20 protein-coding genes and 1 pseudogene are annotated in these 15,304 nt (G+C 63.4%); 13 read left to right on the top strand and 8 right to left on the bottom strand.

What is annotated here, in order from left to right; genetic code table 11:
- Positions 1-38: 38 nt before the first annotated feature.
- Entirely contained in the window at positions 39-1,337 is a 1,299-nt protein-coding gene (locus AB7F49_RS08615) for a M24 family metallopeptidase (RefSeq protein ID WP_428521425.1), read from the top strand.
- Positions 1,338-1,349: 12 nt separating this feature from the next.
- On the opposite strand, the gene AB7F49_RS08610 is transcribed toward AB7F49_RS08615, so the two are convergent.
- Complete coding sequence (locus AB7F49_RS08610; protein ID WP_428521424.1) at positions 1,350-1,940, bottom strand: hypothetical protein; 591 nt, start codon at positions 1,938-1,940, stop codon at positions 1,350-1,352.
- 207 nt (positions 1,941-2,147) lie between these two features.
- Here AB7F49_RS08610 and AB7F49_RS08605 point away from each other — a divergent pair, with 207 nt between their 5' ends.
- From AB7F49_RS08605 to AB7F49_RS08590, 4 genes are all read left to right on the top strand, one after another.
- Positions 2,148-2,528 (top strand): rhodanese-like domain-containing protein, encoded by a 381-nt coding sequence (locus AB7F49_RS08605; protein WP_428521423.1) that lies wholly within the window; start codon positions 2,148-2,150, stop codon positions 2,526-2,528.
- A gap of 22 nt (positions 2,529-2,550) precedes the next feature.
- On the top strand, positions 2,551-3,060 hold the full coding sequence (locus tag AB7F49_RS08600; RefSeq protein ID WP_428521422.1) for a hypothetical protein: 510 nt from the start codon (positions 2,551-2,553) through the stop codon (positions 3,058-3,060).
- A 59-nt stretch (positions 3,061-3,119) separates the two neighbouring features.
- Positions 3,120-3,350: a hypothetical protein gene (locus AB7F49_RS08595; RefSeq protein ID WP_428521421.1), complete on the top strand. Its 231-nt coding sequence runs from the start codon at positions 3,120-3,122 to the stop codon at positions 3,348-3,350.
- A gap of 227 nt (positions 3,351-3,577) precedes the next feature.
- A complete protein-coding gene (locus tag AB7F49_RS08590) occupies positions 3,578-5,065 on the top strand; it encodes a hypothetical protein (RefSeq protein WP_428521420.1) in 1,488 nt (495 codons plus the stop codon).
- A 92-nt stretch (positions 5,066-5,157) separates the two neighbouring features.
- Here AB7F49_RS08590 and AB7F49_RS08585 read toward each other — a convergent pair whose 3' ends face one another.
- A complete protein-coding gene (locus AB7F49_RS08585; RefSeq protein ID WP_428521419.1) occupies positions 5,158-6,156 on the bottom strand; it encodes a hypothetical protein in 999 nt (332 codons plus the stop codon).
- Positions 6,157-6,312: 156 nt separating this feature from the next.
- On the opposite strand from AB7F49_RS08585, the gene AB7F49_RS08580 reads away from it, so the two are divergent.
- The 3 genes from AB7F49_RS08580 to AB7F49_RS08570 all read left to right on the top strand — a co-directional run bounded on the left by AB7F49_RS08580 (position 6,313) and on the right by AB7F49_RS08570 (position 9,428).
- On the top strand, positions 6,313-6,519 hold the full coding sequence (locus tag AB7F49_RS08580) for a hypothetical protein (RefSeq protein ID WP_428521418.1): 207 nt from the start codon (positions 6,313-6,315) through the stop codon (positions 6,517-6,519).
- Between the two features lie 522 nt (positions 6,520-7,041).
- Positions 7,042-8,334, top strand: a complete 1,293-nt coding sequence (locus tag AB7F49_RS08575; protein ID WP_428521417.1) for an esterase-like activity of phytase family protein — start codon at positions 7,042-7,044, stop codon at positions 8,332-8,334.
- A gap of 17 nt (positions 8,335-8,351) precedes the next feature.
- Positions 8,352-9,428 carry a tartrate dehydrogenase gene (locus tag AB7F49_RS08570; RefSeq protein ID WP_428521416.1) on the top strand — a complete coding sequence of 359 codons (1,077 nt, stop codon included), beginning with the start codon at positions 8,352-8,354 and terminating at the stop codon, positions 9,426-9,428.
- A gap of 24 nt (positions 9,429-9,452) precedes the next feature.
- On the opposite strand, the gene mepA is transcribed toward AB7F49_RS08570, so the two are convergent.
- A complete protein-coding gene (gene mepA / locus AB7F49_RS08565) occupies positions 9,453-10,373 on the bottom strand; it encodes a penicillin-insensitive murein endopeptidase (protein WP_428521415.1) in 921 nt (306 codons plus the stop codon).
- A gap of 96 nt (positions 10,374-10,469) precedes the next feature.
- Here mepA and AB7F49_RS08560 point away from each other — a divergent pair, with 96 nt between their 5' ends.
- From AB7F49_RS08560 to AB7F49_RS08550, 3 genes are all read left to right on the top strand, one after another.
- Positions 10,470-10,964 (top strand): L,D-transpeptidase, encoded by a 495-nt coding sequence (locus tag AB7F49_RS08560; RefSeq protein WP_428521414.1) that lies wholly within the window; start codon positions 10,470-10,472, stop codon positions 10,962-10,964.
- A 178-nt stretch (positions 10,965-11,142) separates the two neighbouring features.
- Positions 11,143-12,138, top strand: a complete 996-nt coding sequence (locus AB7F49_RS08555) for an AraC family transcriptional regulator (protein ID WP_428521413.1) — start codon at positions 11,143-11,145, stop codon at positions 12,136-12,138.
- Positions 12,139-12,293: 155 nt separating this feature from the next.
- On the top strand, positions 12,294-12,707 hold the full coding sequence (locus AB7F49_RS08550; RefSeq protein ID WP_428521412.1) for a DUF1127 domain-containing protein: 414 nt from the start codon (positions 12,294-12,296) through the stop codon (positions 12,705-12,707).
- A 91-nt stretch (positions 12,708-12,798) separates the two neighbouring features.
- Here the strand turns inward: AB7F49_RS08550 and AB7F49_RS08545 are convergent, their stop codons facing one another.
- Complete coding sequence (locus AB7F49_RS08545) at positions 12,799-13,005, bottom strand: YegP family protein (RefSeq protein ID WP_428521411.1); 207 nt, start codon at positions 13,003-13,005, stop codon at positions 12,799-12,801.
- Between the two features lie 130 nt (positions 13,006-13,135).
- Between AB7F49_RS08545 and AB7F49_RS08540 the strand changes: the two genes are divergently transcribed.
- Together AB7F49_RS08540 and AB7F49_RS08535 are read left to right on the top strand one after the other, a co-directional pair.
- Entirely contained in the window at positions 13,136-13,726 is a 591-nt protein-coding gene (locus tag AB7F49_RS08540) for a nucleoside deaminase (RefSeq protein ID WP_428521410.1), read from the top strand.
- A gap of 64 nt (positions 13,727-13,790) precedes the next feature.
- Positions 13,791-14,063 carry a DUF2442 domain-containing protein gene (locus tag AB7F49_RS08535; RefSeq protein WP_428521409.1) on the top strand — a complete coding sequence of 91 codons (273 nt, stop codon included), beginning with the start codon at positions 13,791-13,793 and terminating at the stop codon, positions 14,061-14,063.
- An 81-nt stretch (positions 14,064-14,144) separates the two neighbouring features.
- On the opposite strand, the gene AB7F49_RS08530 is transcribed toward AB7F49_RS08535, so the two are convergent.
- The 4 genes and pseudogenes from AB7F49_RS08530 to AB7F49_RS08515 all read right to left on the bottom strand — a co-directional run bounded on the left by AB7F49_RS08530 (position 14,145) and on the right by AB7F49_RS08515 (position 15,268).
- Positions 14,145-14,507 carry an ADP-ribosylation/crystallin J1 gene (locus AB7F49_RS08530; RefSeq protein WP_428521408.1) on the bottom strand — a complete coding sequence of 121 codons (363 nt, stop codon included), beginning with the start codon at positions 14,505-14,507 and terminating at the stop codon, positions 14,145-14,147.
- A 110-nt stretch (positions 14,508-14,617) separates the two neighbouring features.
- Positions 14,618-14,801: pseudogene (locus tag AB7F49_RS08525) on the bottom strand (hypothetical protein); the annotation flags it as partial.
- A 3-nt stretch (positions 14,802-14,804) separates the two neighbouring features.
- A complete protein-coding gene (locus tag AB7F49_RS08520) occupies positions 14,805-14,999 on the bottom strand; it encodes a DUF2283 domain-containing protein (RefSeq protein WP_428521407.1) in 195 nt (64 codons plus the stop codon).
- A complete protein-coding gene (locus AB7F49_RS08515; RefSeq protein WP_428521406.1) occupies positions 14,996-15,268 on the bottom strand; it encodes a DUF4258 domain-containing protein in 273 nt (90 codons plus the stop codon). The genes AB7F49_RS08520 and AB7F49_RS08515 overlap by 4 nt, the downstream gene beginning before the upstream one ends.
- Positions 15,269-15,304: the final 36 nt, after the last annotated feature.

The raw sequence follows: 15,304 nt of genomic DNA, 5'->3' as shown, positions 1-15,304 counted from the left end.
CCCGCCATGGCACTCCACCAAGATCAAGGGAGGCCCGCATGGACCAGACCGCCATCCGCAAGGTCAGCGCCGAAGACATCAATCCGCGTTACAATTGGGGCCGTGCCCTGCCTTCGCTCGGCATCATGGGGGTGGATTTCGAGGAGCGGGTCGATTACCGCCGCCTCCACAATTACAGGCTCTCCCGCGCCCGCATGGCGCTGGACAATTCCGACCTCGGCGCGCTGCTGGTCTTCGACGTCAACAACATCCGCTACATCACCTCGACCAAGATCGGCGAATGGGAGCGCGACAAGCTCTCGCGCTGGGCGCTGCTGACCCGCGACTCCGCCGATCCGATCATCTGGGACTTCGGCTCGGCCGCCGTTCACCACAAACTCTATTCGCCGTGGCTGAAGCCGGACAATTGCAAGGCCGGCCTGATCGGTCTGCGCGGCACCGTGCATCCCGATTTCGGGCTGATGAAGCGGCATGCCGAGGAGATCGCCGCGATCCTGCGCGAGCATGGCGTCGCCGACATGCCGCTCGGCGTCGACATCATCGAGCCGCCGATGATGTTCGAACTGGAGAAGACCGGCCTGAAAGTCCAGGACGGCCAGCAGGTGTTGCTGGAGGCGCGCGAGATCAAGTCGATCGACGAGATCGCGCTGCTCAATCGCGCTGCCGCGATGGTCGACGGCGCCTATGACCTGATCAACGAGAAGCTGCGGCCGGGCGTGCGCGAAAACGACATCGTCGCCGAGGTCAACAAGTTCCTCTACACCCACGGCTCCGACGACGTCGAAGCGGTGAACGCGATTTCCGGCGAGCGCTGCAATCCGCATCCGCACAATTTCACGGACCGCCTGATCCGTCCGGGCGACCAGGCCTTCTTCGACATCCTGCAAAGCTTCATGGGCTATCGCACCTGCTATTATCGCACCTTCAACGTGGTGCGGGCGACCGACTCACAGCGTGACGCCTACAGGAAGGCGCGTGAGTGGCTCGACAATGCGATGGATCGCATCAGGCCAGGCGCCTCCACCGCGCATATCGCCGAGGCCTTTCCGGTCGCGGGCGAGTTCGGCTTCCCCGACGAGATGAGCGCCTTCGGCCTGCAATTCGCACATGGCCTCGGCCTTGCGCTGCATGAGCGGCCGATCATCTCGCGGGTGGTGTCGATGGATCACCCGACCGAGATCAAGGAAGGCATGGTGTTCGCGATCGAGACCTATTGTCCGGCGACCGACGGCTATTCCGGCGCGCGCATCGAGGAAGAGGTCGTGGTCACCGACAAGGGCTGCAAGGTGATCTCGCTGTTCCCGGCCGAGGACCTGCCGATCTCGGCGAAGTATTGAGATCGCCTCCGATCATTCCTCCTTTGCCAGCGCCGCGCGCAATTGCGCGGCGCGCGCGTGATAGCCTTCGGCGTTCCCATAATCATCGAACGACATGTAGCGCGGATGCGAACCGATGACGCGGCGCGCATGCTTGATCGGACACCAATATTGCTCGGTGCGGGCGGCGATTTCGCGGACATAGGCGATCAGGCAATTGGCGTAGGAGCAATAGGCACAGTTCAGCTTTTCCAGCGCGTTCAGATAGGCCAGATGATGCCGGTCGAACACGAAATAGTCGGAGCGCCGCACTTTCGGAATGCCGTAGACCGGAAAGCAGATGGCCTGATAGACCGAAACGAACAGGTCGAGCACGAACAACGGCACGATCAGCGCATAGATTACCGGGGCGGTCAGGATCACCAGCGGATTGGCATTCCAGAGATAGGTCAGCAGCGCGGTCTTCAGCTCGCGGTGCCGGCGCAGCAATTCCCTTTCGAACGCGACGCGGCCGTTTTCCATTCCGATGCGAAGTCTGGCCCGCTGGCGCGCCAGTTCGGCGTCGATCTCGGCTTCCAGATCACGGATTCTCTTCGTCAGTTCGGCAATCGGCGTGTGGTCCATCGTGGCGCTCCTGCGCGAGCAGTCTGCATGCTCTCGCGGCGGGAGTCCCGCGCAAATGCCGACGGCGGCGGCGCCGCAAGCCTGAGACGGGTGAGCAAGGTCGCATGATCCAGCGGCCCTTGCGCCCGCAATTCCGCGCACCATAGTTACAGGCTGCGAAATGCCGGCGGAGCGGCCGCCGGCCGCGGTCAGGTCTGGAGAACACGCATGGCGACGAGCCTCAAGGCGATGATGGAAGCGGCGAATGCAAGCGTTCCGCGCCTTACGCCCGAGCAAGCGAAGGACATGATGGGCCGCGACAATGTCGTCGTCGTTGACGTGCGTGACGCCAAGGAGCTGGACGCGAGCGGCAAGGTTGCCGGCGCGGTCCACATTCCGCGCGGCCTGCTGGAGTTCAAGGCCGATCCGGACTCGCCCGCACGCGACCCCAATCTCGACACCGACAAGACCGTGATCTTGTATTGCGGCTCCGGCGGACGTTCGGCGCTGGCCGGCAAGACCCTCCAGGATCTCGGCTACACCAAGGTCTACAATCTCGGCGCGTTCAAGGACTGGGCCGAAAGCGGCGGTCCGATCGACCGCGTTTGAGCGCGATCCGCGGAACGCACCAGTGGCCGATCGAGCGCGCAAGGCGTCCCGGTTCGGCTGTCTGATCCCCATCGGCCTGGCGCTACTGATGCTCGTTGCGCTTCCTTATTCCCTCATCGCTTTTCTGTTCTGGGCGGCGGATGGAAGCTGGGATTTCGAAGGACGCGACAATCTGCGCTACTGGCTGTTCGTGAAAGGCTCGCGCCTCGACCGGCTCGGGCTTGTTTCGCCGGCCGCGACGCCACCGGCCTACAGCGTCAGACTGCAGGAAGGGACTTTTCCCGGCTGGACGGTCGTGACCTATCGCAGCGCGGTCGCGCCGGAAGCGATCGCGCGCGCCTATGCCCAGCGCTGTCGCGATATCGGCTTGAAGGTGACGCGTGGGCCGCAGGCCAGACTCCTTGATGGCGACGAGACCGGGGCCGAGCTGGTGTGCGAGATCGAGCCCTATCTGGACGTCCAGATCTACGCCGGGCGCAAGCCGGGCGACAGTGTGTCGTTAGTCAGCGTCCGGGTCTGGGGAAGCGATTGATGGCGAGGTGAAATCGCTGTCGTTCTCGCATAAGCTAGGTGCGGACCTCCGGGATCATCATGAGCCAGTATCCAACCCCGAACTACCGCAATCCAAAACAGGCGGCGGCGCATCGCGCCTACATGATCCGCACCATTCTGTGGCTCGCGGCGATCCCGCCGGTGCTTTTCCTGCTGATGGTCTACGGCTACAGCGATCAGGCGCCGGCTTTCCTGCGTGACCTGACCGCGCAGCTTGATGGTGCGTTCGGCCGGCCGGTCTGGTCGCTGATCGCACCGGCATCGAAATAGCGGCAAAAACCGGACGAACGCGTCCGCTCGTGGGGCATGAAACGGCTCATGCGAATACGCTGGCGCGTCGTGGCCTTGCGTCTTCCGGGTCGTGAGATTCCAACCGGCCACAAATCCGGAAACCGGTCAGCTGGTAACACAATTATAAGTTGTTACTTGGAATAAATCTACTGTTGATTTGTACAACCGGAGATAGTGATCTTTCTTGGCCTACAAGGGAGGGAAGGATGTCGATACGACGCTATCTCAGCGCAACGCCATTGTTGATGTGCAGCGTTCTGATGACCGGTGAGGGCGCCACCCAGGACCTGCATCCGGCGATGAACCATCCGGACAAGTTCGCATGGGGCCTGTTCTTCGCCCTCAATCATCCTGCCGATCTGAAGGCGGATCGGGGCACACCAGACGGCAAGAAGAAACTGGGCGATCCGGGGATCACCGTCTGGGAAACCTGGAAACTCGCGAGAACCGAAGTCTTCCTGCCGAATGCATGCAAGCCCGCAGGCTGGAAGGCTCCGCCGGCGGCGCCTGCGCGTGTCGCCGCGCTGGCGAGAGGCCTCGAGAGTGCGCGCGCGAGCGTTGATCAGCGCAAGGTGTTCGATCCTCCGAAGTTCAGCGAAGATGCCGCGCGGACGATCGGCGCATCGGTCGAGCGCAACAGCTTCGAACCGGCGAATCTGGCGCTGGCGCGCGCATTCTCGCCCACCAGGCTTGCCGCGACGGTCGACGCCGGAGAACTCGGAAACGAGACTCGCATGAACAGGGAGGCTTTCGAGTTCATCGTCGACAGGAACCTCTACAGCATCGATGGCCAGGAGAAGGCTCTCGACGACAACACCGCGATCGACTTCCCGGTCGCCGCGAAGGAGATCAAGGCCGCCTGGCGCCTGTTCACGGATCGGGAACTCGATCCGACGCTGAACTTCCGGGATTTGAACGGCAATAGCGCGATCGAAGATGACGAGCGCGGCCTGCGGCTGCTCGAACGGACCTATCATATCGGCTACGGCGTGGTGAGGAACGAGAAGATCGGAGCGGACGAGGTTCGTCCGTTCGGGCTGGTCGGGCTGCACATCATCACGAAGGACATCCCGAACTGGTTCTGGGCCACGTTCGAGCATGTGGAAAATCCACAAGCCAGTGTCGGAAGCCTGGACCGTCACAGTCCGGCCGGAAAGGGCTATCCGCCCGAGGCCGAGGGAACGGTGTGGCAATATTACCGGTTGCGCGGAACGCAGACTGATTTTGTCACGCCGACGGGGCGTCCAACCGTGCTGGCCAACACGCAAATCGAAGGATCGTTTCAGGAATCATCGTCCTGCATCACCTGTCATGCCCGTGCGAGCATCGGCAGGCGCCTCGACAACATCCGGGTGGATGGCGGAAGACAGCTGTTCGCTCCGGGAACTTTCGTGCCGCCTTCCGCACAGGTTGCGCGACCGCCGGCCGCCGAGCGAGGCTATCCTTTCGGGGCAACGCGTCTGAGCGTGTTCGAGGACCTGCGTGCCGCCTTCCCGTTTCCCGCGCTGAGTCCGCGGGATCCTCTCAACGACGGCCGCTCGATCCTATTCTTGCGAGGGTCCGTGGGCGTACCTGATCCCGCGCTCTTCGCAGCGATGGGCACACCGGGGTCGCAATTCGCGCAGCTCGACTTTGTCTGGGCGCTCCGGCGGGCATTTCGGGCCGACCCGTCGAAGTGTCCGCCCGCTCAGTGAGCCCTTCAACGGGATCGCACTCATCGCCGCCACAACGAGAAACGGCCCGCATCGCTGCGGGCCGTTTTCTTGCGTTCCGGATTCTGGCCGCGCTACTGGCGCTGGACCGCTGACCGCGATGCCGGCTGCGCCGTGCGCTGCGCCGGTGCCCGCCTTTGCTGGGATTGCGCTGCCGGAGCCTGCTGGAAGCCCCCGAAGCCCCAGCTGAAGGAATTGGCCGGCTTGCCCCTCGGATTGAGATCCGCCATCCGCTTGATGAAGGTTTCAGGCAGATACATGTTCGGATTGGGCGAATCGAGCCCGATATGCCGCGCGATATCGGCGGCGAAGGCGTTGCAGTTATAGGTCGTGGCGTGCCAGGTCTTCTTGGTCGCCTGCAGGTGCTTGATGTAGGCCAGCGCCTTGCGGTACTCGGCCTCGGTCAGGGTCACGCAGAAGCGGGCTGTCAGATATTGCTCGTCCTGGTCGCCCCATGACGGACCGGTTTCGGATTCAACCGGCACCATCATGCCTTGCAGGTAGACATTGGGATCGTCGCCCTTCGGGTGCAGGCCGGCAATCTGGTAGCCGGCAAAGCGATTGCCGCCGCCGAGCCGCCCATGAAGAACGAAGGTGTGGCCGTAGCTGACCGCGGTGCGCGAACGGAACTCGACGAAATAGGGCTTGCCCGGCGCACGAACGCCGTTGCAGCCGACCGATGTCACCGGCATCTTGATCGGTTCGCGTTTCGGGCCCTGCGTCGTCACCTGCCGCGCCGGCTTCTGCTTCGGCTTCTCGCCGGTGACATTGATTGCAGGCAGGGTGGACCCGGTGGTGGCCGGGGCCGGGGTCTGGGGTGCACGCGCGGTCCGGGCCTGTTCAGCCGGCTTGGCCGCCGCAGGAGCAGCCGCCGGCGCCGGAATTGCGGAAAGCTGCCCGGCAGCCGCGGGAGCAAAGCGAACCCCGACGGAGCCGCTGGCCTCCTGCGCGACCGCCCCGCCGCATCCGAACGAGAGGATGGAAGCCGCTGCAATCGCCGTGGCGGCCCTTCCAAGAAGAACCCCTCGCCGCGCGGCCGGTTTGTCAGCGGCCGGATTGAATGTTGTCTGCATTGACGCTCCCCGAAAGCTGCATCACCCATCTCACGCGGGGGCGGCTGCCGAAGTCAACCCGCCCGTAGCAACCAGCCCGCTTGATCGGTCCGACTCCGACGCAGTGTTCCGCTTCTGCCACAACTGCCGCCCCGCCCGCGGGACGAGACCAGCACAATGCCTGAAACCGAAAATGTCCAAACAAGAAAAGACAAAGTCAAAGCGGAACGGGGTCAGAAGGCCTTAAGCCGAAAAGCACTTACGCAAGAAGCATCCACCAAAAAGCCCGAAAATCCGGGCCAAAATGCAAAAACGGCCTATGCGGCGGAAGCCGCATACGCCGATTTTCTGCACACACCAGTATGCTCCGCACCAAATCAGTGATCTGGGCAGCCAACGGAAAGGTATAGAAAGGGGCCGGTTCGAAGACCGGCCCTTTCTCGACCGAAGCCGTTAGTACTTGGCGACGACCGGCGCCTTGCCGACCGGTGCCTTGCCATACATGGTGCAGCCAGCGGCGCTCAAAAGAGCAAGCACCGCAACGGTTGCCATCAGACACTTCTTCATTGGGAGCCCCCAGGTGAATCAACGAAGCCACGTTAAAGGCGCATGACCGAAGCCACTAGTGCATTATTGCCACACACGGTTAACTAAATAACCAAAAGGTTCGGCTTTCCACCGCGCCGTCGGACTCACTCGACGTCGGACATTAACGGAATACCGCTTCCGTCCGGCACGGTGCTCTTTCTGCACCGGCGGCCCGTCCCAGCGGCGCCCCAAGCGAGCTGATCCACGCTGCGGCGCAATCTGCCGCCGGCCTTTCCTCGGCACGCGGGATCATGAGACAACGATGCTGCTCCGGATGCCGCTGGTGTCCGACCGCAGTCCGACGAACCGAAGGCGCCGATGCGTATCCGTCTCCTCCTTGCTGCGATGATGGGATTACCCGCCCTCGCCGCCGCGTCCGACATTTCCGTCCGGGAAATCCGCAGCGACGACACCCTTCTGATGATGGGACGCCATCGCTTCGACAATGGCCGCGTTGTCAACCTTACCGTCGGGATCGGCAGCGGCGCGTTTCATCATCCGGACGATCCGCCGAATGCGATCTGGACCATCGGGGATCGCGGACCCAATATCGCGTGCGGTGAAATCAAGCGGGTTGCGCAGATGGAGATCGCCGCCTGCCGCGAGACCAGGAACGGACGCGTCTATCTCGCGCCATCCTACGCGCCGTCGATCTATCGGCTGATCCTCACGGACGCCGGCACGTTCCGCATCACCGATGTCATTACCCTGAAGGATCGCGACGGGACCCCGCTGAACGGCATGCCCAATCCACTGCAAGCGGCAACCACCGAGATCCCCTTCACCGGAAGCGGCAAACCGCTCGCACAGGAGCTGAATGGCATCGACGCGGAGGCGCTGATCCGGCTGACTGACGGCACCTTCTGGGTGGCGGACGAGAATGCACCGTCGATCGTTCATGTGTCCGCGGACGGACGGATTATCACCCGCCATGTGCCCCAGGGAATCGAGGCAGACTATGCGAACGCCCGCTATGACGTGGTCGGCACGCTGCCGGCGATCCTTGCCAAACGTCAGTTGAACCGCGGGATCGAGGCGCTTGCGGTCTCGCGGGACGAACGCTTCCTGTTCTTCGCTCTGCAGAGTCCGCTCGCCAATCCGGATACGGAAGCGGCCCGGACGTCGCGCAATGTACGGCTGTTCCAGATCGAGCGGACCTCGATGCAGATCGTGGGCGAATATGTCTACGTGCTGGACGATCCGAAGACATTCGGGCGCGACCCGTCGGGCAGGCAGGCCGATCCGCGCATCAGCGAAATGACGGTGATCGAAACCAACCATCTGGTCGTGCTGGAACGGACCGAAGCCACCACCAAGCTCTACGAGATCGATCTTGGCAAGGCGACCAACATCCATGGTACGCCCTGGGACCGGATTTCGACTTCGCCCTCGCTGGAGCAGGTCAACCTCGCCGAAGCCATGATCGTACCGGTGAGCAAGGCGTTGCGCTTCGATGGCGCCGACTTCCCAAAGATCGCACGCAAGACCGAGGGCGTCGCGGCTCTCCCGGACGGCACGCTGGTCCTCATCAACGACGACGACTTCGGGATCGAGGGCGCCCGCACACAGATCATCGTGGTGCGCGGGCTTGACTTCCGCGGCCCGCAATAGCGCGCCGGCGGCCCCCAATGCGCATACACAAGATCGCGGCGATCGGCGGCGACGGCATCGGGCCCGAGGTCATTGCCGCGGGCCTTCAGGTGCTTGACGCCTGCGCCAGGCGCGAAGGCGGCTTTGCTCTCGACGTGACCGATTTCGACTGGGGCTCGGATTATTACCGCAAGCACGGCGTGATGATGCCGCAAGACGGCACCGATCGGCTCCGCAGATTCGATGCGATCTATTTCGGCGCGGTCGGCGCGCCCGACATTCCCGATCACATCACGCTGTGGGGGCTGCGGCTCGCGATCTGCCAGCCGCTCGATCAATACGCCAATGTGCGGCCGACCCGCATTCTGCCCGGCATCGTGAGCCCGCTGCGCAATGTCAGCGGCCCCGAGATAGACTGGGTGATCGTGCGCGAGAATTCCGAAGGCGAATATGCCGGCGTCGGCGGGCGCGTGCACAAGGGACTGCCGGAAGAGGTCGCGACCGATGTCGCGATGTTTACCCGTGCCGGCGTGACGCGGATCATGCGCTTTGCCTTCGAACTGGCGCGCTCGCGTCCGCGCAAGCTGCTGACGGTGGTGACGAAATCCAACGCGCAGCGCCACGGCATGGTGATGTGGGACGACATCGCGGCCGAGGTCGCGCGCAATTATCCCGACGTGACATGGGACAAGATGCTGGTCGATGCCATGACCATGCGCATGACGCTGCGCCCCGAGACGCTGGACACCATCGTCGCAACCAACCTGCATGCCGACATCCTCTCCGATCTCGCCGCCGCACTTGCAGGATCGCTGGGGATCGCGCCGACCGCGAACCTCAATCCGGAGCGGCACACGCCCTCGATGTTCGAGCCGATCCATGGCTCGGCCTTCGACATCACCGGCAAAGGCATCGCGAACCCGATCGGCACGTTCTGGACCGGCGTGATGATGCTCGATCATCTCGGGGAAAAAGCGGCCGCGGCGCGGCTGATGAAGGCGATCGAGCGGGTCACCGCCGATCCCAATCTGCATCCGCCCGATCTCGGCGGAACCGCGACCACGCGACAGGTGACCGATGCCGTGGTGCGGGCGATCGCGCGCGAGAACGAATAAGATTTCCGTTCCGCGCGCGAGGCCCTAATCCGCGACGAGAACCTGACGGCATTCGGCGGGCAGCGCGCTCATCGTCATGTGCTTGCGCGGCCGATCCGCCTTCGGCTCTTCGGGCCGCAGGATCTTGGGCTGGAACCAGTAGTTCAGTTCGGCGCCGCAGCCCTCGCTCTCGGGCGTTGCCGGCTGCGGCTTGCAGGTCGGGGAATCCTTCGGACATCCCATGCGGATGTGGAAGTGATAGTTATGCCAGTACCAGGGCCGCACCTTGTGCAGCCATGAGCGGTCGCCGGTGGCGTCACGGCAAAGCGCCTTCTTGATTGCGGCGTTGACAAGGATGCGCTCGACCAGCGGGTCCTGCGCGGCGGCCCGGATGATCCCCACATGGCCCGGCGTCCAGATCTTCGGATCGACATCGAGCTTGTCGGCGCGCACCACATTGGTGGCAGACATTTCCTCGCGTTCGAGCCGCGTCAGTTCGCGGTTCGGCATCGGTGTCAGCCAGATGTCGGCGTCGAGGCCGACCTGGTGGCTGGCATGTCCGGTCAGCATCGGACCGCCGCGCGCCTGCGCAAGATCGCCGACCAGGAGCCCATTCCAGCCGACCTTTGGCGCCTTTTCCGCGAGGCGTTCGAGGAATGCGATCAGGTCCGGATGGCCCCAGTTGCGGTTGCGTGAGAGCCGCATCACCTGCCAGTTCTTGCCGTTGACCGGCAGCGCCATCCCGCCGGCCAGACAGCCGCGAGTGTAGAAGCCGATCGCCCGGGCCTGGAGATTGGCAGGGGTCACCTTGCGGCCGAACAGGTCCTTGGCCGGTGTTTTCGGGTCCTCGGGATTGGCGAGCGGCGGCAGCGGCTTCGGATCGACGCTGCCCTTGTCCTGTGTCCATCCGGGGACACTGAGACCAAGCGCCGCGGCCAGCGCAAAAATGAACAAAAACACCCTCATCGAACCGGACTCCTTAACGGTATTTTTGCGGGGTGACTTTACACACTGTCACGGAGTCTGGAAGCTGATTTGCGCGGTGCCGAAAGAGGTTTAGTCATGCGTCTTCTTCCCGCCATTGCCGCATCGATTCTGGTTTTCGCAAGCCACGCCGCCCGCGCCGAGATCGTGGTGCGGGTGGACAAATCCGCGCAGCGGCTGTCCGTGAGCGTCGACGGGGTGCCGAGCCACACCTTCGTGGTCTCCACCGGTCTCGCCGGCGGCCCGCCGAACGGCAGCTACAAGCCGCAACGGCTCGAGCGAACCTGGCATTCGCGGCTGTTCAACATGGCGCCGATGCCCTACTCGATCTTCTTCCACGGCCATTACGCCATCCACGGCACCAACCAGATCAAGCGGCTGGGGCGGCGCGCCTCGAAAGGTTGCGTGCGCCTGCATCCGAAGGACGCCGCGGTGCTCTTCAATCTCGTGAAGAAGCATGGCATGGCCAAGACGCGCATCATCGTCGAGCCGTCGAGCCGGCGCGTGGAGCCGCCGGCCGAGAAGCCGGCCGCGACCGCGGCGGTGCCCGGCGCGGCGCCCAAGGTCGAATAGCGCGAACCGCTCCCGCTCCGCCGCTGACCCTCGCCGGCCGCGCAGGCGCGAAGTCACTGCTTTTCGGACCATGCGCGGCCAACCCGGCACCCGCGCCGGTTGACAAGCCCCGGCGGTGCGCGCTCTCTTTTGACCGATCGTCCGAATGAATTGACCATTCGTCCTCTCGGATCGAGACATGAGCAGCGATACGCTTTCCGACGTGCTGCGCGCGGTGCGCCTGACCGGAGCCGTCTTCATCGACGTGAACGTGACGGTGCCATGGGCGACCTTTGCCCCGAAATCGCACCATCTGATTCCGCTGATCATGCCGGACGCCCAGCATCTCATTTCGTATCATCTCGTCACCGAAGGCGAATGCTACGCGGTGCAGAAGGGTCACGAGCCGATCCGGATGCAGGCCGGCGACCTGATCGTGTTTCCGCACGGCGATCATCACTCGCTGACCAGCGAGCCGTCGCTGCGCGCGCCTGCCAGCTTCGACGTGTCGGAGCTCGATCTGACGTCGCAACGGCCCTGGAAAATCGTCGGTGGCGGCACCGGAAGTGACCGGATCAAGCTGGTCTGCGGCTTCCTGGGCTGCGATGTGCGGCCGTTCAATCCGCTGCTGGCCGCCCTGCCCGACCAGATCCATTGCAGCGGCAAGAATCCGGATTGCAACGCACGGCTCAGCCATTTCTATCAGCTGGCGGTGATGGAATCGCATGGTCAGCGCATCGGTGGCGAGAGCATTCTCGCCAAGCTGAGCGAGCTGCTGTTCATCGAGCTGGTGCGCATGTATCTCGAATCCCTGCCGAAGGAGCAGACCGGCTGGCTTGCCGGACTGCGCGACCGCCATGTCGGGCAGGCCTTGTCGCTGATGCATGCGCATCCCGCGAGGGACTGGACGCTGGAAGCGCTGTCGGGCGAAGTCGGCCTGTCGCGCTCCGCGCTGTCCGACCGCTTCACCGAATTCGTCGGCGTGCCGCCGATGCAATATCTCACGAAATGGCGCATGCAGATCGCGTCCGGCCTGCTGACCCAGGGGCAGTCCAACATCGCCAAGATCGCGGTCGATGTCGGCTACGAATCGGAGGCGGCGTTCAGCCGCGCCTTCAAGAAAGTCGTCGGCATGCCGCCCGCGGCGTGGCGCAAGAGCCGCCAGAACGGCGCCGGAAATTCCTTGAACCCTTAAGCATTCGAACGCGACCAAGTGGTTCGTCAGCGCGACCGATCACGGTCGCGTCATGCCGGCGCGCCCGGCATTTTAGTCAAGAGAGCCGGACACGTGATCATGGCCCGGGCAGGGGCCAGAGCGCATATGCGGCGCACGAACCAATGGAGACTGCCATGAATACCGATCGAAGCCGCTTCGCGCCGCGCACGATCGCGCAGGCCCGCTCGCATCGCACACGACACGCCCGAACAGCCGTCTCGTCCGCAATCGGCGGATTGATTCGCCGGCTCCGCGATTTCGGCCGGCGGCTTGCGCTCGACTGGCAATATCAGCGCGAGCTTGCGCTGCTGATGCAGGGCAGCGACCGCATGCTCGCCGATATCGGACTGACGCGCTACGACGTGGCGGCGGCGGCGCAGGAGAGCCGCCTGTGGTTCGGCCGCCAACGTGCCCTGACCGTCGCGGCGCTGCGGCGCGAGGAGGCCGCCGCGATGTCACGCGCACGCCGCAATAAGTTGCCGAAAGCAGACGCCCCACCGCTTGCGCCGGCGTTGCCGCAGGTTCTGGAGACGTCGAATTTCCGGTGAATTTCCGCCACCGGAGAACGGACCGCTGAACGCGCCCTTGCCCGCGAGATGAGCCGCCTTGACCGCGGCTCATCTTGCAGCCGCATTGGCGTCAGGCCTTCTTGGCCTTCTTCACGGCCTTGGTGTTGTCGACGACCGCCGCGCCGGGACCATTCTTCAGGATCGACTTGATCGCGTTGTTGGCCGCAGCCTTGGACGAATAGCCCTCCGAGGCAAACATCTTCTCGCCGTTCGGCGCCTTGAAGCGCACCCGGAATTCTTCCTTCTTGTCCTTGTAGATTTCGAACGAGTACGGCATGTGCCCTCCGTCATGATCAATGAAGCGTCGCACCGTTGTTGCAGAGTTTAGACTTGTCAAGCGCATTCGCTTGATGAGCTTCAATCCGCGGTGTGTAACATCGGCCTCGGTCGCATCGCGGGAGGCGCTCATGCTTGAAACCACACATCGCCTGAAGGCGGCCTGCCACTGTCACACGCCGTCGCGCCGGTCGATCCTTGCCGGACTTGCCTGCAGCCTTGCGCTGCCGCGCGCGGGATCGGCCCGCATTCCTGCGACGGCAGCGGACGAGCGCTTCATGCGCATGGCGCTGGACGAAGCGCGACAGGCCGACTTCCCGTTCGGCGCCATCATCGTGCGCGACGGCGAAGTAATCGCGCGCGGCGGAAATCGCGGCCGCGCCCGCCATGACCCGACCGCGCATGGCGAGATGGTGGCGATCCGCAATGCGGTGGAATCGCCTGGCGCCGATGCGCTGAGGGGCGCGACACTCTACACCACCGGCGAGCCCTGCGCGATGTGCATCGGCGCGATCATCTGGTGCCATATCGGGCGCGTGGTGTATGCCGCCTCGATCGCGCAGCTGGCCACGCTGATGGACCAGATCATGATCACCAGCGCCGACATCGTCGCGCGCGAGACGTTCGCGCCGATGAGCATCACCGGCGGCGTGCTGGCGGACGAGGCGATGGCGCTGTTCAAGGAGCGGATGGGGAAGATGCCGGCGAAGGAGCGCCCTTGACGTTGCGCGTCAGCGCACCAGACCCAAGACGATCGGCCAAATCACGCGCCTCGGAAGGACGACGATGCTGATTAAGGTGCGAAAGGCAAAGATTCTTGGCGATGTTCGGCTCGCTGTCGAATTCTCCGATGACACGATCGGTGAACGGGACTTCTCGTTCATCAAATCCGAAAGTGGCCCGATGCTGGAGCCTCTTAAGGAGCTGGCCTATTTCCAGCGGGTGTTCGTCGAGGATGGCGTCCTGACCTGGCCGAATGGTTATGACTGGGACCCAATCGCGCTGCACGACGAGATGAAGAAAGCGGGATTGCTGCATCGTTTGGATGCGGCGGAGTGACTTCGTAGCCCGCATGAGCGAAGCGACATGCGGGGTTTCGCCGCAGTGATGTTGCCGCGGAATGAACTGCGCTCATCCGGGCTACGGCTGCTTGAATTCCTGAACGACCTCGATTTCGCCAACCAGATTGCGATTGAATTCGGAAAGGTCCTCGGCGGGTATCCAATATTCCTGAAAGTGTTCGCCCGCCGCATTCTGCACATCGTAACGGGAAATATATGCCCGACGCACCTGAAAGCGGGTCACATATCCCGCGCCCGACGCTGCGACGTTCCAGTCGCGCGCGATCTTGACGGCATAATCTTCGGTCAGGACAGGATAGAAGATCGGTTGATCCGGCAGCCGGGGCGGGAAGGCCCGGAAATGTGCCTGCCTGATGAGTTCCAACTCTGCTGGTCCGACCGGGCGAAACAGCGTGACCACTTCGTTGTCAGAGTCGGACACAGATCAATGGCCTTCGGTAGTCAGACAGCAGCGTAAAGTCCTGGAAGCCCCCTCACCCGGCTCGACCCTTCGGGTCTCGCCACCCTCCCGCAGGCGGGAGAGGGAAACGATCACACATCCACCTTCAACGCCGCAATAAACCTCCTGCGGGATGTCCACCTTCCCGTATTGCCGCATCTTCTTCTTGCCTTCCTTCTGCTTCTCCAGAAGTTTCCGTTTACGCGTGGTGTCGCCGCCGTAGTATTTCGCGTTCACGTCCTTGCGCAGCGCGCGCACGGTCTCGCGCGGGACCACGGCTCAAGCCGCTTCCACCAGTAACTCAGGAGCAAGCTGGGCGCGCGCATCGAGCAGTTCGATGCCGACGATGCGCCCGTCCGCGTCGTAGTCGAATACAACGCCCGGCGCGACCTCGGCGCTCTCCAGAATCCTGTGCCGCGACAAACGGATATAGGCGGCGTTGTCGTCCGCGCGATACGTGATTTCCGGTTTCATGGCTTCGCTCTCGCGTCCCGATCGAAAAACACAGTGATAATACGAATTTCGCTGGCGGTTTCAAAGCATGCGACGCGCAAAATGCGACCGCCGAATTCCGGAATATAACGAAAACGACGCTCGATGCCGGGACGATACGGATCGGGACGGGTCCATTCCGGGTTGCGGACCGTTGCTTCGATCCAGCCCCGATCCAAATTCCGCTCGCGGATCACGTCTTCAGCATGCGTTGTGAACAGCAGCGGCTTCGGCCCGGTATCGGAGCTCATCGGTCGTTATCCCGAACGAAACCTAAGAACTGACGG

This window comes from Pseudorhodoplanes sp. (genome assembly GCF_050250235.1).
Lineage (GTDB): Bacteria > Pseudomonadota > Alphaproteobacteria > Rhizobiales > Xanthobacteraceae > Pseudorhodoplanes.
The sequence above is the reverse complement of the archived record's forward strand: the minus strand, read 5'-3'. Positions and strand labels throughout refer to the sequence as shown.

What these genes read in the sequence shown, in the direction of transcription:
- AB7F49_RS08615 (WP_428521425.1), top strand. Translation starts at nt 39, where the DNA reads ATGGACCAGACCGCCATCCGCAAGGTCAGCGCCGAAGACATCAATCCG.
- AB7F49_RS08610 (WP_428521424.1), bottom strand. Translation starts at nt 1,940, where the DNA reads ATGGACCACACGCCGATTGCCGAACTGACGAAGAGAATCCGTGATCTG.
- AB7F49_RS08605 (WP_428521423.1), top strand. Translation starts at nt 2,148, where the DNA reads ATGGCGACGAGCCTCAAGGCGATGATGGAAGCGGCGAATGCAAGCGTT.
- AB7F49_RS08595 (WP_428521421.1), top strand. Translation starts at nt 3,120, where the DNA reads ATGAGCCAGTATCCAACCCCGAACTACCGCAATCCAAAACAGGCGGCG.
- AB7F49_RS08590 (WP_428521420.1), top strand. Translation starts at nt 3,578, where the DNA reads ATGTCGATACGACGCTATCTCAGCGCAACGCCATTGTTGATGTGCAGC.
- AB7F49_RS08585 (WP_428521419.1), bottom strand. Translation starts at nt 6,156, where the DNA reads ATGCAGACAACATTCAATCCGGCCGCTGACAAACCGGCCGCGCGGCGA.
- AB7F49_RS08580 (WP_428521418.1), top strand. Translation starts at nt 6,313, where the DNA reads ATGCCTGAAACCGAAAATGTCCAAACAAGAAAAGACAAAGTCAAAGCG.
- AB7F49_RS08575 (WP_428521417.1), top strand. Translation starts at nt 7,042, where the DNA reads ATGCGTATCCGTCTCCTCCTTGCTGCGATGATGGGATTACCCGCCCTC.
- AB7F49_RS08570 (WP_428521416.1), top strand. Translation starts at nt 8,352, where the DNA reads ATGCGCATACACAAGATCGCGGCGATCGGCGGCGACGGCATCGGGCCC.
- mepA (WP_428521415.1), bottom strand. Translation starts at nt 10,373, where the DNA reads ATGAGGGTGTTTTTGTTCATTTTTGCGCTGGCCGCGGCGCTTGGTCTC.
- AB7F49_RS08560 (WP_428521414.1), top strand. Translation starts at nt 10,470, where the DNA reads ATGCGTCTTCTTCCCGCCATTGCCGCATCGATTCTGGTTTTCGCAAGC.
- AB7F49_RS08555 (WP_428521413.1), top strand. Translation starts at nt 11,143, where the DNA reads ATGAGCAGCGATACGCTTTCCGACGTGCTGCGCGCGGTGCGCCTGACC.
- AB7F49_RS08550 (WP_428521412.1), top strand. Translation starts at nt 12,294, where the DNA reads ATGAATACCGATCGAAGCCGCTTCGCGCCGCGCACGATCGCGCAGGCC.
- AB7F49_RS08545 (WP_428521411.1), bottom strand. Translation starts at nt 13,005, where the DNA reads ATGCCGTACTCGTTCGAAATCTACAAGGACAAGAAGGAAGAATTCCGG.
- AB7F49_RS08540 (WP_428521410.1), top strand. Translation starts at nt 13,136, where the DNA reads ATGCTTGAAACCACACATCGCCTGAAGGCGGCCTGCCACTGTCACACG.
- AB7F49_RS08535 (WP_428521409.1), top strand. Translation starts at nt 13,791, where the DNA reads ATGCTGATTAAGGTGCGAAAGGCAAAGATTCTTGGCGATGTTCGGCTC.
- AB7F49_RS08520 (WP_428521407.1), bottom strand. Translation starts at nt 14,999, where the DNA reads ATGAAACCGGAAATCACGTATCGCGCGGACGACAACGCCGCCTATATC.
- AB7F49_RS08515 (WP_428521406.1), bottom strand. Translation starts at nt 15,268, where the DNA reads ATGAGCTCCGATACCGGGCCGAAGCCGCTGCTGTTCACAACGCATGCT.